Here is a 24,536-nt window from a genome sequence, read left to right as displayed (position 1 = left end):
TCCTACAGATTCACTTGTTCATATCCCGAATGAATAGGTTTAAAAATCCCTCTAATTTCAACCTTCTCAGACACAATGACCTGCTGCACCATCTCCAAATCATCCTCTGGAAAATGAATGGACAAGGCGCAGCCTGCCGTAATCTCTTTAGGGGTCGGACAAATATCTATTTCAATCTCCGCATATTCGAGCAGCATTTCAGCGCGCAACGCCTGCTGTGTGGAATCAAAAGCAATCAACATAAGTCACTTTTCTCCTCTCCCTCTTTTTACACAACGTAATCAGTGGGTTTATGACGTATAAAATGGTTGTCCTATCCATATACTAGATAACATATTAGCTATAACGGAGGGATTCTATGAAACTTTCTTTTATGAAAGATGTACCGTTGAAAGTTCCGCATACCGATACCAACGCCATGACGTTAATCGTAAACCGCCTCTCCCTTATGCTCAATGAGCTCTCAGGCACCAGACCGCTCATCATCGTATGCGTGGGCACCGACCGCTCAACGGGCGATTCGCTTGGCCCCATCATCGGGACCTCTCTCGCAAAATACAACAGCCCTTACTTTGCTTTATACGGCACGCTGGAAGAGCCTGTTCACGCGATGAACCTAACCGATACGCTGGCACTTATTCATCAAAACCATTACAACCCATTTATCATTGGCATTGATGCTTGTTTAGGACAAGTATCCAGCATTGGCTCCGTTCATATCGGGACAGGTCCGGTACGCCCTGGGGCCGGTGTTAATAAGGAGCTCCCACCAGTCGGTGATATGCATATTACCGGCATCGTGAATGTGGGTGGTTTTATGGAATATTTCGTGCTGCAAAATACCCGGCTGCATCTTGTTATCAAGATGGCTGACCTTATTGCCTTCGGGCTTTTCTCGGCTATAATGGGCAGCAATCGTGTCATGCTTCAGGCTAGAGAGCAAGCCGCTTCAGCCGAATGATGCAACCTTCAGCTTTATGCTCATCCTTATTATTTCGCTTTCGCAATTGCCTGCAGCTCTTCCGGTGTTAACGGATATGCTGATTGTCCACCCTCTAACGGCTTGGCATACACATAAGCGCTATCCCTGCTATGAATACTCGACACGACGACTCCGTCTTGCGCCGCATTTACAATCGCAATGGAGAAGCTAAGGTCGCTTCCTTGCTCCGAGAACGCATTATAGCGAATAACACCTAAGCGTCCCTTCTCCTCAAGCTGGCGCCGTTCCAGTTGTTCCAGTTGCGCCTCTACTGCTCTCGAATGCCTTGCATGCTCGGCTATCTCCTGCTTCAACCCAATAACGACTTCTTCAATATTCGCCACACCTGTATTACCCATAACCTCAACGTACTGCTTGCGTAGTTTTTTAAGCCTTCTCCCCAGAGAAATGACCCAAATTAAAATAATAAAAAGCAGCAGTACCAGCAATGCCAATAAACCATATAAAGGGTTGTTCATCCAATCATTCATGTAAACCTTTCCGCCCCCAGAAACAAATCAAATTTTATATTGAGTCCGTATTTCACGCACCGCATCAACGAGAGCACTCACTTCCGCCTCCGTTGTAAAATAACCCACACTCGCTCTAACCGCTCCTGTTGCCATCGTACCTGCGCTTGCATGGGCAAGCGGCGTACAATGAAAACCCGCACGTACAGCAATCTGGTAATGCTGGTCTAAAATAAAAGACATCTCCGAAGGATCCACGCCATCCGCCACAAAAGAAACCATGCCGGTCCGCTGCTCGCCAAGCTTCGGCCCAAGCAGCCTGATTCCTTCTACCGTGGATAACCCCTCCATCATCTGTTGGGTAAGTGCCCATTCCTTAGTATGGATTTTATGAATCGTCTCATTCAGAACATACTCTACGCCTGCCTTCAAGCCTGCCAGACCGGGTGTGTTTTGAGTCCCCGCTTCATAACGATCTGGACGCACACTAGGCTGCTCAGCTGCCTCAGATTGGCTTCCGGTGCCTCCATGCAGCATTGGGACAAGGTCCAGCTCTGGATGGATGTACAAGCCCCCTGTGCCCTGTGGGCCGAGCAATCCTTTATGTCCAGGGAAAGCCAGCATATCAATTCCCATTGCTTCAACATCAATTTCCAAAATCCCCGCACTTTGAGCAGCATCCACTAGCAGCTTCACACCTCTTTGGCGGGTTAGCTCGCCGATCTCAGCTAAAGGAACAATGGTTCCAAGCAAGTTTGAACTATGACTTACAATAACCAGCGTCGTCTGTGGTATAAGCGCATCCCGCACTTGATCAACCGTTATATTCCCCTGTTCATCAGCCTCAACATAGGTAACCTTTATCCCGAGAGACTGCTTCAAAAATTCCAACGGCCGTCTTACGGAATTATGTTCAATCCCAGTAGCAACTACATGATCGCCTTCTTTTATATACCCTTTTATCGCCATATTCAAAGCGCCTGTTGTATTCCCTGCAAAAGCAATATCATTAGGGTTTCTCACCTTAAATAACTTAGCTAGCTGCTTTCGTGTATCAAACAACACACGACTCGCACGAACAGCCATGCGATGACTGCCCCTCCCCGGATTAGCAGCATCATGCAGCATAGCATGATGCACTGCATCAATAACCGAGTTAGGCTTCGGCCATGAAGTTGCAGCATGATCTAAGTAAATGACTTTTTCACCATTAGTATTCATTATCCATCCACTCCCACCATCACAAACGAATCTTCTCATAACAATAGCATACCTTAGTTTAATCTTCAGGATCAAAGATTACACCTCGGGTATGCTATCTTATCAAGACTACGCCATGTATTGAAGCATCTCCAGAAGCCGTTCCAAGTCCTGTTTATTATAATATTGAAGCTCGATTTTCCCTTTATCCTTTTGCTGCTTAATTTTCACCGTTGTTTTGAATCGTTCTCTGAGCGACTCCTCTAAGCTTTCAATATAAGGATCACGTTTCTTCGTTTTGCCTTTGGCCTGTTTGCCGTCGTTGCTGTCCTCATCTTTAATCGACTCCAGTTTCTGAATCGCTTCCTCCAGCTCACGTACGCTCCAGCCCTGATTAATAATGAGTTCGGCCAATTCCAGCTGCACCTTTAAATCTTTAATGCCCGCGAGCGCACGGGCATGTCCCATGGAAATTGTTCCACGTGAAACATTGTCTTTAATCGACTCTGGCAATGCTAGCAATCTCACGAAGTTAGCAATATGCGATCTGGACTTACCTACTTTCATAGAAAGCTCTTCTTGGGTCAGCTTGAACTTGTCCATGAGGTTCTGATAAGCTATCGCCACTTCTATTGCATTCAGGTCTTCACGCTGCAAATTTTCAATCAGCGCAATTTCCATAACTTGTTGATCTGAGAAAGATCTGACAACTGCCGGAACGGTCGTATTGCCACAAAGCTGTGATGCTCTGAATCGACGTTCACCCGCAATAATCTCGTAGCCCTTCATTACAGTACGAACAATAATCGGCTGAATGACACCATGCTGCTTAATCGATTCGGCCAATTCTTTTATCGACTGCTCATCAAATGTTTTCCGTGGTTGGTAAGGGTTTGGTCGCAATTGCGCAATTGCAACCTCAATGACTTTATCATCATCGTTCACCGAAAGCGATGGAATAAGCGCATCCAGACCTCTACCTAGCCGCTTGCTCATACGTAATCACTTCCTTCGCCAGTTCAAGATATACTTCTGCACCCTTCGATTTGGGATCATACGTAATGATCGCCTGTCCATGAGAAGGTGCTTCGCTTAAGCGTACATTACGGGGAATAATCGTCTGGTATACCTTCTGTTGAAAGTATTTCTTCACTTCTTCAATAACCTGAATACCTAGATTCGTTCTGGCATCAAGCATCGTAAGCAAAACGCCCTCAATTTGCAGCGTTGTGTTTAAATGCTTCTGCACCAATCTCACCGTATTCAACAGTTGACTCAAGCCCTCCAGGGCGTAATATTCACATTGAATTGGAATAATGACCGAATCAGCAGCAGTCAAGGAATTAATCGTTAATAACCCCAAAGATGGCGGGCAGTCGATTAATATATAATCAAACTGATCCTTTAATAAATGCAGCGCTTTCTTTAATCGAACTTCTCTGGAAATGGTTGGGACTAATTCAATCTCTGCCCCAGCAAGTTGAATGGTAGCAGGGATAATTTTCAAACCAGGAATTTTCGTATCCGCCATCGCTTCATGTGGATCAATATCATTAACAAGCACATCATAAATACAGCTTTCAACATCTGCCTTATTAATACCTACTCCGCTAGTCGTATTGCCTTGCGGATCAATATCAACAAGCAGCACTCGTCTGCCAAGCGTCGCCAGACAAGCACCCAAATTAACGGATGTCGTCGTTTTGCCGACGCCACCCTTCTGATTCGCTATTGCTATAATTTTAGACAAGTCTTTCACCTCTATACTCTGTGTAAAAGCTATTAACCAAGAAGCAATACAAGCGGTAAACGTCCAGTAGCGGGACATCGCCTAGTAGTAATATTAGCATAAATGGATTCGCCGCCCTCAGCAAGCAGCGAGGACGGCAGCAGTTAAATCTATTATCGCATTTAATAGTATCTACATGCAAATGAGGATTTACGAGTCCCTTTAACGAATCATACGCTTAACGTTTAGGAATGTGAATCACTATTTCATAATGATCCTCATGATCCTTCTCATTTGTCTTAATTTGCAAGCCAGAGCCTGACACCATCTCAATAGACTGTCTTATCGTATTAAGAGCAAGCCGAACATCTTTCGTAAAAGATACTCGCTTCGCTTTTTTTGCTTTAACCGTTTCATTCAGAAATGCAATCCGAATTTCCGTTTGCTTTACATTGAGTTCTTTGGAAATAATCTCTTCCAGCACTTGAAGCTGAAGCTCTTCAGTTGGCAGAGCCAACAATGCCCGTGCGTGACGCTCAGTAATTTTCCGTTCCATTAACGCGCTTTTAACTACCTCATTAAGGGCCAGCAATCTTAGCTTATTGGCAATCGTTGATTGGCTTTTCCCTAATCGCTGTGCCAAGCTTTCCTGCGTCAATTGATGAAGCTCAATCAGCTTCTGATAAGCAACAGCCTCTTCAATAGCCGTTAGATTTTCCCGCTGCAAATTTTCAATTAACGCGATTGATGCCGTTTGCGAGTCATTAAACTCGCGAATAATACCTGGTATCGTATCATAACCAAGCTTCGTTACAGCACGCCAGCGGCGTTCTCCCGCAATAATTTCATAGCGGTTATTCCGCATCCGCACGACGATAGGCTGAATAATGCCATGGGTCTTAATCGTCTGGCATAACTCATCAATTCGTTCATCATCAAATATCGACCTTGGTTGAAATGGACTCGTGTCGATTTCATTAACCGGAATTTGTTTAACCTCTTCATTGTTGTTGCTGCGTTGGTCATTCAAACCAAACAAACGAGAAAGTTGTTCTTTCATTTATCCACTACCACCCGATCAAGAAACGGCTCCATAACATTAGCAGAGCCAGCTTCAAAGATGTGCTGCCCAATAACAGTCTTGCTTGTATTCTGTTCCACTTCAATAGAGACTATCGGAAATGGTTACAGAAGGCTACAAATGATTTTGAATACAACCTTAAACGGCTATCGCCGTCCCCTGACAGCAAAGCTACCGTTTCGAGGGTTAAGGTGATACGGCTGGCTCCACCCTTTGGAAGCATGACGCGTTTCATCCCGAGAAATATAGCAGCATATAGCAAAACCTTATACCTGCTTATTTTCTAATAAATGTGTGTTGCTCTGCAAAAATACAGCGCCGCCTTCTATTTTTGTTCTCTCTATTATTTCTACTTCACCCTAAGTTTTTCCTGCTTGACAGACTTGAATGCCAAATAAAAATACAAGCAGAAATTTGGAAATAGTGAGAAATGTTTCACGTGAAACATCCTAAACTTACCATTTCCATTTATCTGCCTCAATCTTAAAATCTATAAAATGGATCATTTAAATCTTCTTTATAAAATAGGTTGTTTTAGCGGTGTTCCCGCTTTACGGGGATATTTGCGCGGAGTTGCTTCACGTTTCTCAATCAGCACAATATGCCGTTCGGATTGTTCGAATGGTAATGTGAAGCTGTGCTCGGAACGGACAGCAGCTTTCAACTCCTTCAAGCTTGCCCCCGCTTCCCGAACCTCTTCCTCACTTTGTGAACCCTTCATCGCTGCGAACAGACCGCCCTTGCGTACAAAGGGCAAACAAAACTCATTCAGTACATTCAGCCTGGCAACAGCTCTTGCTGTTACTAAGTCATAGGCATCCCGATGACCTTGCAGTCTGCCGATATCCTCGGCACGCCCATGAACACAACTCACATCATCAGCAATACCCAACTCCTCTGCCAAAGCATTAAGAAACTGTATCCGTTTATTCAAGGAATCAACGATCACTATTTTCAAATGCGGGAAGCAAATTTTAAGCGGAATGCTCGGAAAGCCTGCACCGGACCCGATATCCGCTATTTTGCTGACTGCTTTCATATCGATAAAAAAAGAAAGGGAAACCGAATCATAAAAATGCTTTTCATATACGGCTTCACGCTCTGTTATACCGGTCAAATTCATGCGTTCATTCCATTCGACCAATAAGCGATAATACGTATCAAACTGATCGAGCTGATGCTGGGATAAGGCTATCCCCCGCTCCTGCATCAGCTTTGGAAACCACTGTATCGTCTGTTCCATCGTTTGTTCTTCTATCCTCTCGCCGCTACAACGCGGTTATAATGCTCCAAATAAACGAGCAGTATGGAAATATCGGCCGGCGTTACGCCAGCTACCCTGGAAGCCTGACCGATAGACAACGGCCTGATGTCCGAAAGCTTTTGCTTCGCTTCAGAAGCAAGCCCCTGCACGTCAAAATAGTCGATATCATCCGGTATCCGTTTTTTCTCCATTTTGCTCAGTCGTTCAACCTGCAACAGCTGCTTCTCAATGTATCCGGCATATTTAATTTGAATTTCAACCTGCTCCTTCATTTCCTCTGTCAAAGCAAGCTCTGAAGGCGTAATGCTTTCCAGCATCGCATACGTAATTTCCGGACGGCGCAGCAGCGACAACGCATCTACCGTAAACGGAATTTCAGCTGATTCCGCAGCTTTTAATACGGGTAGCGCTTCTTCTGGTTTCACTTTTGTCGTGCGCAATCTTTCAATTTCTTGTTCAACCAATGCTTTTTTATTCAAAAAGCTTTCATAACGCTCTTCCGAAATCAAACCAATCTCATAGCCGATTGGCGTCAGACGCAGGTCAGCGTTGTCGTGGCGAAGCAGCAAGCGATATTCTGCACGGGAGGTCAGCAACCGATAAGGATCATTCGTCCCCTTCGTGACAAGGTCGTCGATCATTACGCCAATATAGCCTTGGGAGCGTGCAATAATGACCGGTTCTTTCCCTTGTACTTTACGAGCAGCGTTTATGCCTGCAATAACACCTTGACCAGCCGCTTCCTCATAACCGGAAGTTCCGTTAATTTGTCCAGCTGTGAATAACCCGTCAATGACTTTTGTCTCCAATGAAGGCCAAAGCTGCGTTGGCACGACTGCATCATATTCAATCGCATAGCCATTGCGCATCATTTCAACTTTTTCCAAACCTGGGATTGATCGTAAAATGCCCAATTGGACATCCTCCGGCATGCTTGTGGAAAGTCCTTGTACATAATACTCCGACGTATGCAGACCTTCCGGCTCCAGAAAAATTTGATGCTTTGGCTTATCGGCAAAACGTACAATTTTATCCTCGATCGATGGGCAATATCTTGGGCCTGTGCCTTCAATTGCTCCCGAGAACATCGGCGCACGATGCAAATTATCGTTAATGATTTTGTGTGTTTGCTCTGACGTATAGGTCAGCCAGCATGGAAGCTGCTCATTATCAGAAGAAACCGTCTCATGTGAGAAAAATTTCGGCTGCTCATCGCCCGGTTGAATTTCTGTCTTTGTAAAATCAATCGTATCCTTGTGCACCCGTGGCGGCGTGCCGGTTTTGAATCGCACCAGCTCGAAGCCATGCTCCTTCAGGCTTGCAGACAGCTTCAGCGAAGGCTGCTGATTATTCGGGCCGCTCTCATACATCAGCTCGCCCATAATGATTTTGCCGCGCAAATAGGTGCCTGTTGTCAACACGATCGTCTTCGACCGATAGATCGCACCTGTTTTCGTAACAAGCCCTACAATTTTGCCTTCCTCTACCATCAGTTCCTCTGCCATTCCTTGGCGCAGTGTCAGCTTTGGCGTCTCCTCAATCGTCTTCTTCATTTCATGCTGGTAGGCGAACTTATCCGCCTGTGCGCGAAGCGCGTGAACCGCAGGCCCTTTGCCTGTATTCAGCATCCGCATTTGAATAAAGGTTTTGTCGATATTGCGGCCCATTTCTCCGCCTAAAGCATCCAGTTCACGTACGACATGCCCTTTCGCCGGTCCGCCAATCGACGGATTGCATGGCATGAAGGCCACCATATCCAAATTAATCGTCAGCAATAGCGTCTCACAGCCCATACGTGCTGCCGCAAGCGCAGCTTCGCTGCCCGCATGCCCCGCACCGATGACGATAACGTCATATTGCCCTGCTTCGTATCCCATTCCAAGTACCTCCCAAAGCGCTGCTAGCCTGATGGATGTTCGTCCAGAGGCTATTGATCGCTTATTATTTGCCCAAACAAAATTGTGAAAAGATTTGATCAATCAATGAATCGTTGGCTGCATCTCCGAGTATCTCACCGAGTGACTCCCAAGCAGAGCGCACATCAATTTGCATTACATCAATTGGAATGCCTGACTCCGCTGCCTCAATACCATCAAGCAGCGAACGCTGCGCCCGCTTCAATAAAGCAATATGCCGCACATTGCTGACATAGGTCAAGTCGCCGGAATCCAGCTTGCCTTCGAAAAACATTCCGCTGATCGCCTTCTCCAAATGATCCAGGCCCGCTTCCTGCAGGACCGACATGCGGACAATCGCTTCTGGGCTGAAACGCTTCTCGATTTCTTCCATGTCGAGCTTGCCGGGCAGGTCGGTTTTATTAATGACCAATACCACTTGGCGTCCCGCCATACGGCCCAACAGCTCACGGTCATCGGCATGCAGTGGCTCATTATAATTCAGCACGAATAAAATAAGATCGGCTTCCGCAAGCGCCGTATGCGACCGCTCCACCCCAAGCTGCTCGACGAGATCGCTCGTCTCGCGAATGCCCGCCGTATCAAGCAGCCGCAGTGGAATGTTATTAAGCGTGACATATTCCTCTATGACATCACGCGTTGTGCCGGGAATATCGGTCACAATCGCTTTATTTTCCTGTGCCAGCATATTAAGCAATGATGACTTGCCTACGTTCGGCCTGCCGACGATTGCCGTCATAATACCTTCTCTTAATATTTTGCCTTCATTTGCTGTTTTTAAAAGCTTAGCGATTTCGTCCAGCGCAATTTGGCTTTGATCACGAATATAAGCAGTCGTCATTTCCTCGACATCATGCTCGGGGTAATCGATATTTACTTCAATATGCGCCAGCAGCTCAATGACCGTCTGCCGGAGCGCTTTAATCCGCTTCGAAAGCAAGCCTTCCGCTTGCTTTCGCGCAATGGAGAAAGCGCGATCCGACTTTGAACGAATAAGATCGATGACCGCTTCCGCCTGCATTAAATCGATGCGCCCGTTCAGAAAGGCCCGCTTTGTAAACTCGCCAGGCTCAGCTAATCGCATATCTTCCTGCATCAGCACGACATCAAGCACCTTCTTAACCGCCACTACGCCGCCATGAGCATTGATTTCCACAACATCCTCGGCTGTAAAAGAACGCGGCCCACGCATAAGCGTCACCAGCACCTCTTCAATCTGCTCGCCAGTAGCCGGGTGAACGATATGCCCATAATGCACGGTATGGCTGTCTGCTTCACGCAGATCCGTTCGGCTCTGAAATAGCGCAGCTGTCCCCGCAATAGCATTCGGGCCGCTAATGCGGATAATGGCAATGCCGCCCTCTCCAACAGCGGTTGAAATCGCGGCTATCGTATCTTGTATCATTGTGTTCAGCACCTCTCAAATGGAAAAACAGCAATGACCATGGGAGCCATTGCTGCGAATCTGTTCTACCTTTATCACTTCAGTGCAATGACAATCCGCCGATGCGGCTCATCACCTTTACTGTATGTTTTCACACGAGGATGATTTTGCAGTTGGGAATGAATAACCTTCCGCTCATGGGAAGACATCGGCTCCAGCACTACCTCTTTTTTCGTGCGAATCACTCTGCCCGCAAGGCGCTCTGACAGCTCTTCCAGCGTCTTGCGCCGGCGCTCGCGAAAATCCTCTGCATCAAGTACGATACGAAGATGACTGTCCGAATAGCGGTTTGCCACAATATTAACCAAGTACTGCAATGCATCGAGCGTCTGCCCGCGCCTTCCGATTAACATGCCGAGATCTCCCCCGCCTGAAATCGAAAGCTGCGTGCCTTCCCTCGTCTGCTTGCGTTCAATGGATACATCTAATCCCATTGTGCTCGCCACTTCCAGAAGGAACTGCTCAGCTTCACTTGTTGGATCAGGAATAAGCTCCAGTTCTACTTTCGCTTCTTTCACGCCGATCAAACCGAGGAATCCTTTGGACGGCTGCTCAAGAACAGCTACCCTCACACGATCCTCAGCCACATTTAATTGTGTCAAACCACTTTGTACAGCCTCTTCTACCGTTTTCCCTGATGCAACGATTTTCTTCATTTCGCGAGGGCCCCCTTACGTTTACCCTTACCTTTAGATTGTTTATCGTTGGTGCCTGTATCGTCATTGCCTTTTTTGTCAGCATTGCGCACATACAAGAAATAGTTCTGAATGATTGTGTAAATGTTGCTGTAAATCCAGTAAAGCGGCAGAGCTGCTGGGAAATTAATCGCCATGACGAAAATCAACACTGGGAAAATGGCAAGCATCGCTCCCATACCAGGCATTGTTTGCGTCTGCTGCTTCTGCATCATCTTTGATTGGATGAAAGTTGTCGCCGCGGCGATAACGGGAAGAATGTAATAAGGGTCCTTCTCCCCTAGCTGCAACCACAAGAAAGCATGCGTACGCACCTCAGGGTTCATGTATATCGCATTATAGAGCGCGATAAATACAGGCATCTGTACAATGAGCGGCAAGCATCCTGCCATCGGATTTACCTGATTGGCCTGGAACAGCTTCATTGTCTCTTCCTGCTGCTTTTTCGGGTCATCCTTGTATTTCTTCTTCATCTCAGCGATTTGCGGCTGCAAAGCCTGCATAGCCTTCGAACTGCGATATTGCTTAATCGTCAGCGGCAAAATGGCTGTTCTTACAATAATGGTAATGAGCAGAATGGCTACGCCATAAGCACCGCCGAACCAATCTGCGAACGTATCAAGCGTAAGCGCAAAATAATAAACGACATTTTTCTGCCAGAAGTTTCCCTTAAGCAAATCCTCTGTACTCGTCGTTTGAGCTACCTGCGAACCGCAGCCTGCAATGACTACCACTGCCATTAGCATGCCTAAAACAAAAAGCCATTTACGGTTTTCTTTCCGAAACAACATGAAAACTCCTCTCTTGAGAGCCGATGCTTCGCCTATCCAGCATAAACGGTTTCGTCGCCATTCAGCACAAACTACGCAGTTTCGCATGAGATAAATCTGCATCGTTACAGACATATTTCTTATACCTTCTCATCCTTTAAACTATACCATAATTGGTAGGACAAAAGAAAGGAATGGCGTGAGGTATTTTCGGTACCTATGTAACCGTTTTTTCAATATCTTCAGGGATAACCATTTCTATTATTCAGGAGCTTCTTTTTCTACGCAAAACGGACGGTTTCCAAAGGACAATAACTCCCTCTACGCTTAGCGTTTAAGGAGCCCGGCCTTCCTTAGCACATGCATAATGCTTTTTTCCAGTTGGCTCGTCTCCATCGCTACCGCAGGCTTTCTTACAATAATAATGAAGTCGACCTTTGGAACGATCCGTGCCTCATTCAACCTGATGATTTCTTTAATGACACGGCGCATCCGGTTGCGAACAACCGCATTGCCGATTTTTTTGCTTGCTGAAATGCCCAGTCGGAAAGGCTCCGCCACAGGCTGCTTCGACCAATATACGACGAACTGCCCGTTGGCGAACGATTTGCCTCCCCGGTAGACCCGGCCAAAGTCGCTACGGTTACGCAGACGCAATCTTCTTTGCACGACTCCATTTCACCGTTCTTTCCTTATTATGTTCAAAAGTATTGCCGACAAGGCAAAAAAAAAGACCACCCGACGTGGTCTTTTGCTTATGCGCTAAGAACTTTTCTGCCTCTTTGACGACGCGCCGCCAAAACTTTACGTCCGTTTTTCGTGCTCATCCGTTTGCGGAATCCATGCACTTTTTTACGTTTGCTAACATTCGGTCTAAATGTAGGTCTCATTTACTCTGCACCTCCCGTACTTCTTCTTAAAAAAAACAGGTAGTTCAATTAAAGCACGTACCCTTCGGAAAGTCAACTCACCCTGCGCCTTTCAGACAAGAAATCGAAAGCTGTGGATAAATGAATGAAATCACCGATTTTGCAGAAAATGAATAAGCTGTGCACAACTTTTTCAGCCGTCTTACGAACTTTGTCGAAATCTTAACAAGATATAAACAATATCTAGTGTTGTGTGCAACTTTTATACACAAGCTATTGAATATGTGGATAAAATCTTCGAATCCGTTGAAATACAAGGGATCTTTTGCTATGATGGATATGTTTTATATGTGGATACCTTCCCTTTATCCTCAATCTTATTAACAGCCTGTGGATAAAAATGTGAACAAGTTAATCCCCTATTTATAACTCAACCGTTTTCATTTCTTCATATTGTGGATGTTTTCCTTGGAAAAATGACATTCATTCGACAGAATATGGCTTAATTGCGCCGTTTCGGCGATTTTGATAAGGAGTGACGTCTGTGGACAGCCATGCTTATGATATATGGCAGCAAGTGTTGTCAATTATTCAGACGAAGCTGAGCAAGCCAAGTTTTGATACTTGGTTTAAGGCAACTAAAGCTTCGTTCGTGAATGATACTTTGCTTGAAGTTACGGCACCGACAACATTTGCAGCTGAATGGCTGGAAGGCCGTTATACAAAACTAATTCGCACAACCCTGTTTGAATTTCTGGGCAGACAGGTCGATGTGCGTTTTTCCATTGAAGAGGCGCGAAGTGCTGAGCCGGCAGCTATGATGCCGCCCAGAGCAATGGATGCGCCCGTCGTACAGGAAGAAAGCCATACGCATGTGCTGAACTCCAAATATACGTTCGAGACATTCGTTATCGGCGCCAACAATCGCTTTGCCCATGCGGCATCGCTTGCGGTGGCCGAGGCACCGGCCAAAGCTTACAATCCGCTGTTTCTCTACGGCGGCGTTGGCCTTGGAAAAACGCATTTGATGCATGCGATCGGCCACTATATTAAGGATCACAACCCCAATACGAAGATCATGTACATCTCGTCGGAGAAATTCACCAATGAATTTATTAACGCGATACGTGACAACCGTGGGGAAAGCTTTCGCAATAAATACCGGAATATCGACGTTCTGCTTATTGATGATATTCAATTTTTGGCTGGTAAAGACGGGACGCAGGAGGAGTTTTTCCATACCTTCAATGCGCTTCATGAAGAGCGCAAGCAGATCGTCATCTCCAGCGACCGCACGCCTAAGGAAATTCCGACCCTGGAGGAACGCCTTCGTTCCCGCTTTGAATGGGGTCTAATTACCGACATCCAAGCGCCTGACCTGGAGACGCGAATTGCCATTTTGCGCAAAAAGGCGAAGGCCGAAAATCTCGATATTCCCAATGAAGCGATGGTTTATATCGCTAACCAGATCGATACGAATATCCGTGAGCTGGAAGGTGCCCTGATCAGGGTTGTCGCCTACTCCTCGCTCATTAATCAGGATATTTCCTCCCATTTGGCAGCTGAAGCGCTGAAAGATATTATTCCTTCGAGCCGGCCGAAGCTGATTACCATCAACGAGATCCAGCAGAAAGTCGGGGAGTTTTATGGATTGCGGCTTGAGGAGTTTAAAGCGCGCAAACGGACGAAAGCTGTGGCCTATCCGCGGCAAATCGCCATGTACCTCTCTCGCGAGCTGACGGACCACTCGCTGCCGAAGATTGGCGAAGCATTTGGCGGACGGGACCATACGACGGTCATTCATGCCCATGAGAAAATTACACAGCAGCTTAAAATTGATCAGGACTTGTACAAAATTTTGCAAAACCTGACTGAAAAAATCAAAAATCATACGTAAGCCGTTAAGCAGGACCATTTGCGCTGAAAAGTTATCCACTTTTATACGGAAAACGAACACAAGCCTATGCACAGTCTATACACATGTGGATAGGCTTGATCTATCAGCACTTGTCCCGCTTATCCACATATTCAGGGCCCCTACTACTACGACTACTAAAAATCTTTAAAAAAACATCATCCATAAGCGGAATAAGACAGTCGCGGAACATCTACTATGATTCGCTATGTCTCCCTGCGGATATAGGAGAGAAATTATGAAATTAACGATTTCAAAAAATGAATTAAACGATGCGATCCAGCAGGTAGCGAAAGCAATCTCCTCCAGACCAGCCATTCCGATTCTCGGTGGAATCAAAATAGATGTCACCCACCAAGGTGTAACCCTAACAGCAAGCGATACTGAAATATCTATTCAAAGCTTCATCCCGGTAGAACGTGATAATTTATTTATTGCACATGTGGATAAACCGGGAAGTGTCGTTCTCCCTGCTAAATTTTTTGTTGAAATTATTAAAAAGCTGCCTTCCGATAATGTTGAAATTCAGGTTGGCGCTCAGTTCCAGACGATGATCCGCTCCGGCTCCTCCGACATCCAAATGGTCGGTCTTGATCCTGAGGAATTTCCCATTTTGCCGTCTATTGAAGAAAATGGCTTATTTCAAATGCCAGGCGATTTGTTGAAAACGATGATCCGCCAAACGGTACTAGCCGCTTCTACCAATGAGCAAACCGCCGTATTGACGGGCGTATTATGGACGCTTAACAATCAGCAGCTGAAATTTATAGCAACAGATCGCCACCGTCTGGCAAGTCGCAATGCGCATACCGAAACCGATCCGGAATATCGCTTCTCCAATGTCATTATTGCTGCAAAAACACTAGTCGAGCTGTCCAAGCTTGTCCCTGAGCAAAATGCCCTCGTGGATATTGTCGTCGCCGACAACCAGGTCATGTTCAAGCTTGGCAATGTGCTGTTCTATACACGTATGCTTGATGGCATGTACCCGGACACTTCCAAGATTATTCCGCAAACGTACAAAACAGAACTTGTCGTCGATACCAAAAACTTGATGGATGCGATCGACCGTGCTTATTTGATGTCGCGTGAAGAGAAGACGAACATCGTGCGCCTGATTACGCTTGATGACAATTCGATCGAAATTTCTTCAAGCTCGACCGAGCTTGGCCGCGTAACCGAGCAGATTGATGCCAAGAAATTTGAAGGGGAGCCGCTGCGCATTTCCTTCAACTCCAAGTTCATGCTCGATGTGCTCAAAGTAATCGACAGCGAGCAAATTTTCATCGGCTTTACAGGTGCTATGAGCCCGATTATCATTAAGCCAACCGATCACTCGTACAACATGTACGTTATTTTGCCTTACCGGACAACAACGTAGCAGCCTCGCGAGAAGGCTAGCGAAAGATTTGGATAGAGCTCGAGAAGAGGAAGGTGGGCAAGCCACGATGAAGGAAGTTGCCATTCGCACCGAATATATTCCGTTGGGGCAGTTTTTAAAGCTATCGGATTGTATATCCACAGGTGGACAAGCTAAATTTTTTCTGCAGGAGAACAAGATTACGATCAACGGCGAGACGGATAACAGACGTGGACGCAAGCTGTATGTCGGGGACCGTGTCGAAGTAGAAGGCTTTGGCGTCTTTACTGTTACCGGTTCATAACGATTAGCTAAGGACCGGGAGGGGCAGCAGACGTGTTTTTAAAAAATATTCATTTGCAAAATTACCGCAACTACGGACAGCTTGAGCTGGAGACGAGTAATCAGGTCAATCTGTTCGTAGGTCCGAACGCTCAGGGCAAGACGAATTTGCTGGAAGCGATATTTGCGCTTGCCCTCACCAAATCGCACCGCACGTCCAAGGACAAGGAGCTGATTGGCTGGGAAGCGGATTCAGCTCGCCTGCAAGGCATGGTAGATAAGCGCTATGGTACGGCGCAGCTTGAGCTGCTGCTGTCGTCGCAGGGGAAGAAAGCGAAAATTAACGGGCTCGAGCAGCGCAAGCTGAGCAACTTCATCGGGTCGCTGAATGTGGTCATGTTCGCGCCGGAGGATCTCGAAATTGTAAAAGGCACGCCGGGTGTACGCAGACGGTTTCTGGATATGGAAATCGGTCAGGTGCAGCCCGGTTATTTGCATACCCTTCAGCAATACGGCAAGGTGCTTGTACAACGCAATAACTACCTGAAGTCAGCTTCTCCTGGCTCCATGCAGCAGACGATGCTGGATGTATGGAATACACAGCTCGCCGAGCTAGGTGTTAAAATTATGAAAAAAAGGGAACACTTCATACATAAACTGCAGCGCTGGGCTGAGCAGATCCATTCTGGCATTACAGCTGGCAGCGAACAGCTCACAATTACCTACCGTCCATCGCTCGGCAGCGGCGAGCCGGAAGATGAATCTGTTTTATTTGAGCAATTTATGATAAAGTTAACACAAGTGAAAGAGCAGGAGATTCGCAGAGGGATGTCGCTCGTCGGGCCTCATCGCGATGATTTGGCCTTTTTTATTAACGGCAAAGAGGCATCTGTATATGGTTCCCAGGGACAGCAGCGCACAACCGCACTCTCGCTAAAGCTGGCAGAAATTGAGCTGATTGCTGAGGAGATTGGGGAATATCCGCTGCTGCTTCTTGATGATGTTCTGTCTGAGCTTGACCAGCACCGGCAGACGCAGCTCATAGAAACATTTCAGAGCAAGGTGCAGACGTTCATCACGACAACCGGGCTTGAGAGCGTCAATATTAGCAAGCTGCAGGACGCTTGTATCTATAATGTGCGTGAAGGCCAAGTGACGCGCGGGTAAGCGCAAACGATCGGGAGGCGGGGGAGCATGTATATCCATTTGGGCGGCGAGAAAATTATTCGGGCTGCCGAGCTGGTGGCCATTTTCGATATATCCATAGAGCAATCCTCCAAGTTATCCAAGCAGTTCGTTGCAGGCGCTCGCAAGCGCAAGGACGTGGAGACGATTGGCGAAGAGGAGCCGAAATCCATCGTTGTGACGAAGCAGAAAATCTATTATTCGCCAATTTCATCCTCCACCTTGAAGAAGCGGGCTCATCATTTTGTAGCGAATGGCTGACAAGGGCCAGAATAACGTGTAGCAAGAGCAGTTGAGAGGAGCAGTGAGCATTAATGTCTTTGAATCCGCAGCATACGTATGACGAGAGTCAGATCCAGGTGCTAGAGGGACTGGAAGCCGTCCGCAAGCGCCCTGGTATGTATATTGGCTCCACAAGCAGCAAGGGACTCCACCATCTCGTATGGGAGGTTGTCGATAACAGTATCGACGAGGCGCTTGCTGGCTATTGTAATCAAATTGATGTCACGATTCATGAAGATAACAGCATTACCGTAGTCGACAATGGACGTGGTATCCCTGTCGGCGAGAATGCCAAGCTGAAGAAGTCGACGCTTGAAGTCGTCATGACCGTGCTTCATGCCGGTGGTAAATTTGGCGGAGAAGGCTATAAAGTTTCCGGAGGTTTGCACGGGGTTGGCGTGTCTGTCGTAAATGCTTTGTCGGAGCGCGTAGTAGCAACCGTCAAGCTTAAAGGGAAGATCCATCAGCAGGCGTATCGCCGCGGAGCCCCAGAATCGGACATTCATGTCATTGGCGAGACATCGCCAGAAGATACAGGAACGACGATTAACTTTAAGCCGGATCCAGAGATTTTTACGGAGACGACAGTTTATGAATACGATATTTTGCAGTCCCGGATTCGGGAGCTTGCTTTTCTAAATAAAGGAATTCAGATTTCGCTGACGGATGAGCGTACAGGGATGACCAATACGTTCAGATACGAAGGCGGCCTCAATGAATTCGTCCAGTTTTTGAACCGCAATAAAGAAGCGCTGCATGAAGCGCCGATTTATGTGGAGGGCTCCAAGGATCATATTCAGGTTGAGCTTGGTCTCCAGTATAACGACGGCTATAGTGAAAACATTTATTCGTTCGCGAATAATATTAATACCCATGAGGGCGGAACGCATGAGTCCGGCTTCAAAAGTGCGCTCACGCGGGTTATTAACGACTACGCCCGCAAAACGAACTTGCTGAAGGACAATGATTCCAATTTTTCCGGCGATGATGTGCGCGAAGGCTTGACAGCGATTATTTCGGTCAAAATTCCTGAGCCGCAATTCGAAGGACAAACGAAGACAAAGCTAGGAAACAGCGAGGTTCGTGGTATCGTCGAATCGCTGCTTGCAGAGAAGCTTCAGGAGTTTCTCGATGAGAACCCGGCTGTATCTCGCAAAATTGTAGAAAAAGGCCTTCAAGCTGCCAGAGCACGGGAAGCAGCGCGCAAAGCGCGTGAACTGACGCGCCGTAAGAGTGCGCTTGAAGTCAGCTCGCTGCCAGGTAAGCTGGCGGATTGCTCCTCCAAGGATGCGGCGATCAGCGAGCTTTACATCGTAGAAGGTGACTCGGCCGGTGGTTCGGCTAAGCAAGGCCGTGACCGTCACTTCCAAGCGATTTTGCCGCTGCGTGGTAAAATCCTGAACGTTGAGCGCGCAAGACTCGACCGGATTCTCGGAAATGCAGAAATTCGGGCGATTATTACGGCGCTCGGAACAGGCATCAGCGAGGACTTCGATTTGGGGAAGGCGCGATATCACAAGGTCATTATCATGACCGATGCCGACGTTGATGGCGCGCATATTCGTACGCTGCTGCTGACGTTCTTCTATCGCTACATGCGCAAAATTCTCGAAGCAGGCTATATTTATATTGCCCAGCCGCCGCTCTATAAGGTCGAGCGTAACAAGGTCATTCGTTACGCGCAGAACGAGAAGGAACGTGATGAAATTATTGCTGAGTTCGGCCAAACCGGCAAAATTACCATTCAGCGCTACAAAGGCTTGGGCGAGATGGATGCTGTCCAGCTCTGGGAAACCACGATGGATCCGGAAAGCCGTTCTATGCTTCAAGTAACGATTGATGATGCGATTGAAGCTGATACGATTTTTGATACGCTGATGGGCGACAACGTTGAGCCGCGTCGCAACTTCATCCAGCAATATGCTTTAAGCGTTAAAAATCTCGATATTTAATTTTTCTTTGATTCATTACTCGCTGAATCTTTTAAGTACAGCGGCATAGCTTGCCGCTTGAATTGATAAATAGCCGTTTCTAGAATGCGTTTTTATACTTGGCCATGTGCGCAGTATGAGGATATGCACTAGTGGCGGCTATTTTCTTTTGTACCGTCCATAGGCAACGGCGTATCGATATATTTTACGAAACACGGACTTGTCGGGAAGCTTGCGAAAAATAAACGGGTCGGGACAAGTATTGACCTCTAGTATCCATGGCCGCAGCCTCGTATCGATTGCGATATCGACACCGATTTCCTTAATTCTGGGATAAGCCTGCTGCAGCTGATGGACAATGGATAGGCTTAGCTTGTTCAAACGCTGTCTATACGCTTGCTGTTCAGATGCTGACAAATGACCATTCATAAGCTGTTCGAATGGCATTGGCGTGCCTCCGCTATGGTAGTTGGTGACGATTTTTGCAGGATGGGCGAGACGGCCAATGATGCCCGTCGCTTCCCAGCTGCCTTGCGGATTTTTCTGAACCATTACGCGGATATCAAAGCGCCGTTTCTGATGGCGGAGCAGGAATATCCCCCTTTGTATGAGGTAGCGTTTTCCTACTTGATAGCGATATAGGCTGTTATACAATTGGTCGAAGCTAGCGAACGTGCGAACGCTGGTCTCGATCTGGTAACGGAAGCCTCGGCCAGGAGCGGCGTACTTCTCGACCCGAATGACCCCTTTTCCAAAGGTGCCGTTAACGGGCTTAACATAAACCATGCTGTACTCAGTGAGCATTGTGAGCAGCTTTTCTTTGCTGAACAGCCCGGTAGCAGGCATGTATTCACGCAAATGTTCGGAGCGCAGGAGCACCTGCGTTTTAGCCCATTTGCTGGTAACGCGCTGTATCGACAAGCTTAATTCCCCTTTCTTTGAATCGCTGCCTGAGCCTATTGATTCTTATTCCGGCAGGAGACAGAGTTTAGAATGAGTGGTATAATAAAAGTTGGATTTGTTTAGTTTATGGCAATCGGAGCGTAACGGAATACGGTGTTTAACCTATTTTTCGTCTATGTTCGTGGAATTTAGGTTTAGTATCGTCTTATTTAAGAAAGAACTAGAGAGACAATGATGTTTACAGGTGTGCAGATAGACGTCAGGGAGGTAAAGCATGGCGGAAGAACAATATTCGCAGATTAAAGACCGTGATATTGGCACGGAAATGCGCGATTCCTTTATGGACTATGCGATGAGTATTATCGTAAGTCGCGCATTGCCCGATGTAAGGGATGGACTCAAGCCTGTTCATCGCCGGATTTTATTCGCAATGTCGGAGCTTGGGATGTCACCGGACAAGCCTCACAAAAAATCCGCAAGGATTGTAGGCGAAGTTATCGGTAAGTATCATCCTCATGGTGATTCGGCTGTGTATGAGTCCATGGTGCGTATGGCACAGGATTTCTCAATGAGGTACATGATGGTAGATGGACACGGCAACTTCGGTTCGGTTGATGGTGACATGGCAGCAGCCATGCGTTACACGGAAGCTCGTCTATCGAAGATTGCAATGGAGCTGCTGCGTGACCTTAACAAGGAAACCGTGAATTTCATTCCGAACTATGACGGTGAAGAGAAGGAGCCTGCGGTATTACCGGCGCGTTTTCCTAACTTGCTAGTCAATGGTGTAACAGGGATAGCTGTAGGTATGGCAACGAATATTCCTCCACATAATTTGGGGGAAGTCATTGACGGTGTTCAGGCGCTTATTGCTAATCCGGATATTACACCGCTTGAATTGATCGATTATGTAAAAGGTCCTGATTTCCCGACGGCAGGTATTGTTATGGGATTAAGCGGCATTCGTCAGGCTTATTTGACGGGTCGTGGAACGGTGACCATGCGTGCGCGGGCAACGATTGAAGAGAATGGCAACAAAGCGCGTATTATCGTGTATGAGCTGCCTTATCAAGTAAATAAAGCCCGTCTCGTTGAGAAAATTGCCGAGCTCGTTCGGGAGAAGAAGATTGACGGCATTACGGATTTGCGTGATGAGTCTGACCGTACAGGCATGCGGGTTGTTATCGAGCTTCGCCGTGATGTGAATCCTAGCGTTGTGCTTAACAACTTATACAAACAGACGCAAATGCAGTCCAACTTCGGCATTAATATGCTGGCTCTCGTTAATGGCGAGCCGAAGACGCTGAATTTGCGCGAAGTACTCTATCATTATTTGCAGCATCAAATCGAGGTTATCCGTCGTCGTACAGAATACGATTTGAAGAAAGCCGAAGCTCGCGCTCATATTTTGGAGGGCTATCGGATTGCGCTGGATCATCTGGATGAGGTTATTGCGTTAATTCGCGGTTCCCAAACAGCTGAAATTGCTCGTGAAGGCTTGATCACTCGATTCGATCTTAGCCACGAGCAGGCACAGGCGATTCTCGATATGCGTTTGCAGCGCCTGACAGGTTTGGAACGCGATAAGATCGAAGCAGAATATACAGAGCTTCTACAGAAAATTGCCGAGTTCAAAGCGATTCTCGCTGATGAGCAACTGGTGCTTGCAATTATTAGCACAGAGCTCAATGAGATTAGAGATCGTTTTGGCGATGAGCGTCGTACGGAAATCACGGCTAGTGATGAGGAAATTCTGGATGAGGATTTGATTCCTCGTGAGGATGTTATTATTTCCATCACACACAGCGGCTATATTAAGCGCCTGCCAGTTACGACTTATCGGAGCCAGAAGCGGGGCGGTAAAGGTGTCGTTGGCATGGATACGAAGGATAATGACTTCGTCGAGCATCTTTTTGTATCCAATACGCATCACTACTTGCTCTTCTTCACCAATAAGGGCAAGGTATACAAGCTGAAAGCTTATGAGATTCCTGATCTCAGCCGGACAGCCCGCGGTACGCCGATTATTAACTTAATTCAAATTGAGCAGGGCGAGACGATTAATGCGGTAATTCCTGTACAGGATTTTGACCCGAACCATTATCTGTTCTTCGCAACCCGTCAAGGTGTCGTGAAGAAAACGCCTCTCGATGACTATATCAACATTCGCAAAGTTGGCCTCATTGCCATCTCGCTGCGTGAAGACGATGATCTGATTGGCGTCAAGCTGACAGACGGTCAACAGGAGATTGTTATGGGAACGGCGGAAGGCATGTCGATTCGTTTCTCTGAAAATGATGTGCGCTCTATGGGCCGTTCGGCAACAGGCGTGAAGGGTATCCAGCTTGACGACAGCGATGCTGTTATTGATATGGATATCGTCATGAATGATAATGATGTGCTGATCGTTACGTCCAAGGGCTATGGCAAACGGACGCCAATGAGCGAATATCGCATTCAAAATCGTGGCGGTAAAGGGATTAAGACGCTTAACGTTACGGATAAGAACGGGCCAATCGTCAGCTTGAAGGTCGTTGTAAATGATGAGGATCTGATGATTATGACCGCATCAGGAACATTGATTCGCACAAGCATGGAAGGCATCTCTACGATGGGACGCAACACGCAGGGCGTTAAATTGATTAATACCCGCGATGAAGATACAGTAGCAACGGTTACTCGTATTGCCCGTAGTGAAGAAGTGAGCGATGACCTTGAAGAAGGCGAAGCAACTGAGTTTGATGCTGCACAGCCTTCAGACAGCGAAGAGAACGAATAGTTTTAATATCAGGGGAATCCAGGACATGGGGAGGGAACCGTTGTGCCAACGGTGACTTTATCACAAGTGAAGTTAGGCGATAAGATTAGTGAAGATGTCCTTACCCCTTTAGGAAGGGTACTACTTCAAAAAGGCAAGGTTATTACTGGCCGCGAGCTTGAAATTTTGAGAGCATTCATTATTTCAAGCGTGGCCGTTGATGGACCAGCAGCTCCTGTTAAACCGTCAGAGGATGCCAAAGCAGGCGCTGCCTCGAAACAAGTGGACGATAAGCCGGTTGCTGCTTCTTCCCTGCATGATGAATATGACAAGATGCTGGTGCTGCTGAGACAAGTCTTTAACGATCATGCAGCGCCGCAAGGCATTCCTATTATGGATATTCGCAATCAGATGGAGAATTTGCTGCAGCATATTAAGAACTATCAGATTTTGACGTTTGTGCCGCGCAGTTTTATGGAGCGTGATTATTTGCTTCATAATAGCATTGCTTGTGCGCTCACCTCTTATCTTATTGCGCAGTGGAACGGCTTTCCTCAAAAAGAATGGATGCAAGTTGCTCTGGGCGGCTTGCTTCATGATTTTGGGAATACGCGTATTGATCGCTCAATTCTTTCCAAACCGACTGCGCTAACGGTAGAAGAGCTGGAAGAGATGAAACGACATACCGTGCTGGGCTACCAAATGCTCAAAAATGTAGCATCTCTGAACGATGGTGCCAAGCTGGCAGCTCTTCAGCATCATGAGCGGGTAGACGGAACAGGATACCCGCTTGGCATTGATGCGGCTAAAATCCATCCATACGGGAAGATTGTAGCTATTGCTGATATTTTTCACGCTATGACCTTGAACAAGTCTTATCGTAAGGCGGTCTCGCCTTATCTAGTTCTAGAGCAGATCCAAAGCGACGCTTTCGGCAAGCTTGATCCGACTTATGTTCGAGTGTTTGTTGAGAAGGTTACGCAGTTCCATAATGGAACAAAGGTTAGGCTTAGTGATGAACGGGTAGGAGAGATCGTGTTTTCTGATCATGTGCATCCAACCAGACCATGGGTTTCTATTGAAGGATCTATTATTAACTTAACGGTAGAGCGGCATCTGCATATCAATGAGGTTATTCCATCCTAAGTAGAGACGGGATAGATTAAGCCTTATAAAGCTACTATCATTGAGAGTATAGGTCGTCAAAACGTAAATGTAATAGTAAAATAAAGCCGCCCAGAGTTAGCTCTGGGCGGCTTTATCCCTTTATATATAAGGGATTCAGGGCTTTCATCAACATGAAAAAATACTATTTAAAAAAGAAATGATATTTTTTGAAAAAAACACTTGCAATGGTATAGGCACCCGTGATATATTATATGAGTCGCCGCTGAGACATACGGCAGACACGAACGAAACGCAAGTAAGAGAAATTGTTCTTTGAAAACTGAACAACGAGTGAAACTGCCACATTAACTTTGTTAATGTAAAGCGATACAA

At 46.7% G+C, this 24,536-nt stretch carries 23 protein-coding genes; 9 read left to right on the top strand and 14 right to left on the bottom strand.

Features of this window, described 5'->3' with window-relative positions; all coding sequences use genetic code 11:
* Positions 1-2: 2 nt before the first annotated feature.
* Entirely contained in the window at positions 3-242 is a 240-nt protein-coding gene (locus tag ABEW34_RS23175) for a DUF3343 domain-containing protein (protein ID WP_430161797.1), read from the bottom strand.
* Positions 243-358: 116 nt separating this feature from the next.
* Between ABEW34_RS23175 and yyaC the strand changes: the two genes are divergently transcribed.
* Entirely contained in the window at positions 359-961 is a 603-nt protein-coding gene (gene yyaC, locus ABEW34_RS23170) for a spore protease YyaC (RefSeq protein WP_430161795.1), read from the top strand.
* Between the two features lie 29 nt (positions 962-990).
* Here yyaC and ABEW34_RS23165 read toward each other — a convergent pair whose 3' ends face one another.
* The 12 genes from ABEW34_RS23165 to rpmH form a co-directional block, all read right to left on the bottom strand.
* Complete coding sequence (locus ABEW34_RS23165) at positions 991-1,473, bottom strand: DUF4446 family protein (protein WP_430161793.1); 483 nt, start codon at positions 1,471-1,473, stop codon at positions 991-993.
* A gap of 27 nt (positions 1,474-1,500) precedes the next feature.
* A complete protein-coding gene (locus tag ABEW34_RS23160) occupies positions 1,501-2,673 on the bottom strand; it encodes an aminotransferase class V-fold PLP-dependent enzyme (protein WP_430161791.1) in 1,173 nt (390 codons plus the stop codon).
* Positions 2,674-2,781: 108 nt separating this feature from the next.
* Positions 2,782-3,648: a ParB/RepB/Spo0J family partition protein gene (locus ABEW34_RS23155; protein ID WP_430161789.1), complete on the bottom strand. Its 867-nt coding sequence runs from the start codon at positions 3,646-3,648 to the stop codon at positions 2,782-2,784.
* On the bottom strand, positions 3,629-4,402 hold the full coding sequence (locus tag ABEW34_RS23150) for a ParA family protein (RefSeq protein ID WP_341280282.1): 774 nt from the start codon (positions 4,400-4,402) through the stop codon (positions 3,629-3,631). Before ABEW34_RS23150 ends, ABEW34_RS23155 begins: the two co-directional genes overlap by 20 nt.
* Before the next feature lie 217 nt (positions 4,403-4,619).
* Positions 4,620-5,441, bottom strand: coding sequence for a nucleoid occlusion protein (gene noc / locus ABEW34_RS23145; protein WP_056036035.1), 822 nt, complete (start codon positions 5,439-5,441; stop codon positions 4,620-4,622).
* Positions 5,442-5,979: 538 nt separating this feature from the next.
* The gene (gene rsmG, locus ABEW34_RS23140; RefSeq protein WP_430161787.1) at positions 5,980-6,705 is read right to left on the bottom strand and encodes a 16S rRNA (guanine(527)-N(7))-methyltransferase RsmG; all 726 of its coding nucleotides are present in this window, start codon (positions 6,703-6,705) and stop codon (positions 5,980-5,982) included.
* 11 nt (positions 6,706-6,716) lie between these two features.
* A complete protein-coding gene (gene mnmG, locus ABEW34_RS23135) occupies positions 6,717-8,603 on the bottom strand; it encodes a tRNA uridine-5-carboxymethylaminomethyl(34) synthesis enzyme MnmG (RefSeq protein WP_430161785.1) in 1,887 nt (628 codons plus the stop codon).
* Positions 8,604-8,667: 64 nt separating this feature from the next.
* Complete coding sequence (gene mnmE / locus ABEW34_RS23130; RefSeq protein WP_430161783.1) at positions 8,668-10,047, bottom strand: tRNA uridine-5-carboxymethylaminomethyl(34) synthesis GTPase MnmE; 1,380 nt, start codon at positions 10,045-10,047, stop codon at positions 8,668-8,670.
* A 74-nt stretch (positions 10,048-10,121) separates the two neighbouring features.
* Positions 10,122-10,742, bottom strand: a complete 621-nt coding sequence (gene jag, locus ABEW34_RS23125; RefSeq protein WP_046234566.1) for an RNA-binding cell elongation regulator Jag/EloR — start codon at positions 10,740-10,742, stop codon at positions 10,122-10,124.
* Positions 10,739-11,572 carry a membrane protein insertase YidC gene (gene yidC / locus ABEW34_RS23120; protein WP_430161781.1) on the bottom strand — a complete coding sequence of 278 codons (834 nt, stop codon included), beginning with the start codon at positions 11,570-11,572 and terminating at the stop codon, positions 10,739-10,741. The genes jag and yidC overlap by 4 nt, the downstream gene beginning before the upstream one ends.
* A gap of 306 nt (positions 11,573-11,878) precedes the next feature.
* A complete protein-coding gene (gene rnpA, locus ABEW34_RS23115) occupies positions 11,879-12,220 on the bottom strand; it encodes a ribonuclease P protein component (RefSeq protein ID WP_056036007.1) in 342 nt (113 codons plus the stop codon).
* Between the two features lie 86 nt (positions 12,221-12,306).
* Positions 12,307-12,441: a 50S ribosomal protein L34 gene (gene rpmH / locus ABEW34_RS23110; RefSeq protein ID WP_074904820.1), complete on the bottom strand. Its 135-nt coding sequence runs from the start codon at positions 12,439-12,441 to the stop codon at positions 12,307-12,309.
* A gap of 523 nt (positions 12,442-12,964) precedes the next feature.
* Between rpmH and dnaA the strand changes: the two genes are divergently transcribed.
* The 6 genes from dnaA to gyrB all read left to right on the top strand — a co-directional run bounded on the left by dnaA (position 12,965) and on the right by gyrB (position 19,396).
* Positions 12,965-14,317, top strand: coding sequence for a chromosomal replication initiator protein DnaA (dnaA, locus tag ABEW34_RS23105; RefSeq protein WP_430161778.1), 1,353 nt, complete (start codon positions 12,965-12,967; stop codon positions 14,315-14,317).
* A gap of 256 nt (positions 14,318-14,573) precedes the next feature.
* On the top strand, positions 14,574-15,716 hold the full coding sequence (gene dnaN / locus ABEW34_RS23100) for a DNA polymerase III subunit beta (RefSeq protein ID WP_046234562.1): 1,143 nt from the start codon (positions 14,574-14,576) through the stop codon (positions 15,714-15,716).
* A gap of 67 nt (positions 15,717-15,783) precedes the next feature.
* On the top strand, positions 15,784-15,999 hold the full coding sequence (yaaA, locus tag ABEW34_RS23095) for a S4 domain-containing protein YaaA (protein WP_046234561.1): 216 nt from the start codon (positions 15,784-15,786) through the stop codon (positions 15,997-15,999).
* 32 nt (positions 16,000-16,031) lie between these two features.
* Positions 16,032-17,144, top strand: coding sequence for a DNA replication/repair protein RecF (recF, locus tag ABEW34_RS23090; RefSeq protein ID WP_430161776.1), 1,113 nt, complete (start codon positions 16,032-16,034; stop codon positions 17,142-17,144).
* A 27-nt stretch (positions 17,145-17,171) separates the two neighbouring features.
* Complete coding sequence (remB, locus tag ABEW34_RS23085) at positions 17,172-17,423, top strand: extracellular matrix regulator RemB (RefSeq protein WP_028608695.1); 252 nt, start codon at positions 17,172-17,174, stop codon at positions 17,421-17,423.
* A 53-nt stretch (positions 17,424-17,476) separates the two neighbouring features.
* Positions 17,477-19,396 (top strand): DNA topoisomerase (ATP-hydrolyzing) subunit B, encoded by a 1,920-nt coding sequence (gene gyrB, locus ABEW34_RS23080; protein WP_430161774.1) that lies wholly within the window; start codon positions 17,477-17,479, stop codon positions 19,394-19,396.
* 138 nt (positions 19,397-19,534) lie between these two features.
* Here gyrB and ABEW34_RS23075 read toward each other — a convergent pair whose 3' ends face one another.
* Positions 19,535-20,296 carry a YheC/YheD family protein gene (locus tag ABEW34_RS23075; protein ID WP_430161773.1) on the bottom strand — a complete coding sequence of 254 codons (762 nt, stop codon included), beginning with the start codon at positions 20,294-20,296 and terminating at the stop codon, positions 19,535-19,537.
* A 256-nt stretch (positions 20,297-20,552) separates the two neighbouring features.
* Here ABEW34_RS23075 and gyrA point away from each other — a divergent pair, with 256 nt between their 5' ends.
* Positions 20,553-23,057, top strand: coding sequence for a DNA gyrase subunit A (gyrA, locus tag ABEW34_RS23070; protein ID WP_056035993.1), 2,505 nt, complete (start codon positions 20,553-20,555; stop codon positions 23,055-23,057).
* A gap of 42 nt (positions 23,058-23,099) precedes the next feature.
* Positions 23,100-24,182: an HD-GYP domain-containing protein gene (locus ABEW34_RS23065; RefSeq protein ID WP_430161771.1), complete on the top strand. Its 1,083-nt coding sequence runs from the start codon at positions 23,100-23,102 to the stop codon at positions 24,180-24,182.
* Positions 24,183-24,536 lie beyond the last annotated feature (354 nt).

Source organism: Paenibacillus algorifonticola, assembly GCF_050481745.1.
Taxonomy (GTDB): domain Bacteria; phylum Bacillota; class Bacilli; order Paenibacillales; family Paenibacillaceae; genus Pristimantibacillus; species Pristimantibacillus algorifonticola_A.
Note: the sequence above shows the minus strand (reverse complement) of the source record. Positions and strands in the feature narration are given on the sequence as shown.

What these genes read in the sequence shown, in the direction of transcription:
- ABEW34_RS23175 (WP_430161797.1), bottom strand. Translation starts at nt 242, where the DNA reads ATGTTGATTGCTTTTGATTCCACACAGCAGGCGTTGCGCGCTGAAATG.
- yyaC (WP_430161795.1), top strand. Translation starts at nt 359, where the DNA reads ATGAAACTTTCTTTTATGAAAGATGTACCGTTGAAAGTTCCGCATACC.
- ABEW34_RS23165 (WP_430161793.1), bottom strand. Translation starts at nt 1,473, where the DNA reads ATGAATGATTGGATGAACAACCCTTTATATGGTTTATTGGCATTGCTG.
- ABEW34_RS23160 (WP_430161791.1), bottom strand. Translation starts at nt 2,673, where the DNA reads ATGAATACTAATGGTGAAAAAGTCATTTACTTAGATCATGCTGCAACT.
- ABEW34_RS23155 (WP_430161789.1), bottom strand. Translation starts at nt 3,648, where the DNA reads ATGAGCAAGCGGCTAGGTAGAGGTCTGGATGCGCTTATTCCATCGCTT.
- noc (WP_056036035.1), bottom strand. Translation starts at nt 5,441, where the DNA reads ATGAAAGAACAACTTTCTCGTTTGTTTGGTTTGAATGACCAACGCAGC.
- rsmG (WP_430161787.1), bottom strand. Translation starts at nt 6,705, where the DNA reads ATGGAACAGACGATACAGTGGTTTCCAAAGCTGATGCAGGAGCGGGGG.
- mnmG (WP_430161785.1), bottom strand. Translation starts at nt 8,603, where the DNA reads ATGGGATACGAAGCAGGGCAATATGACGTTATCGTCATCGGTGCGGGG.
- mnmE (WP_430161783.1), bottom strand. Translation starts at nt 10,047, where the DNA reads ATGATACAAGATACGATAGCCGCGATTTCAACCGCTGTTGGAGAGGGC.
- jag (WP_046234566.1), bottom strand. Translation starts at nt 10,742, where the DNA reads ATGAAGAAAATCGTTGCATCAGGGAAAACGGTAGAAGAGGCTGTACAA.
- yidC (WP_430161781.1), bottom strand. Translation starts at nt 11,572, where the DNA reads ATGTTGTTTCGGAAAGAAAACCGTAAATGGCTTTTTGTTTTAGGCATG.
- rpmH (WP_074904820.1), bottom strand. Translation starts at nt 12,441, where the DNA reads ATGAGACCTACATTTAGACCGAATGTTAGCAAACGTAAAAAAGTGCAT.
- dnaN (WP_046234562.1), top strand. Translation starts at nt 14,574, where the DNA reads ATGAAATTAACGATTTCAAAAAATGAATTAAACGATGCGATCCAGCAG.
- yaaA (WP_046234561.1), top strand. Translation starts at nt 15,784, where the DNA reads ATGAAGGAAGTTGCCATTCGCACCGAATATATTCCGTTGGGGCAGTTT.
- remB (WP_028608695.1), top strand. Translation starts at nt 17,172, where the DNA reads ATGTATATCCATTTGGGCGGCGAGAAAATTATTCGGGCTGCCGAGCTG.
- gyrB (WP_430161774.1), top strand. Translation starts at nt 17,477, where the DNA reads ATGTCTTTGAATCCGCAGCATACGTATGACGAGAGTCAGATCCAGGTG.
- gyrA (WP_056035993.1), top strand. Translation starts at nt 20,553, where the DNA reads ATGGCGGAAGAACAATATTCGCAGATTAAAGACCGTGATATTGGCACG.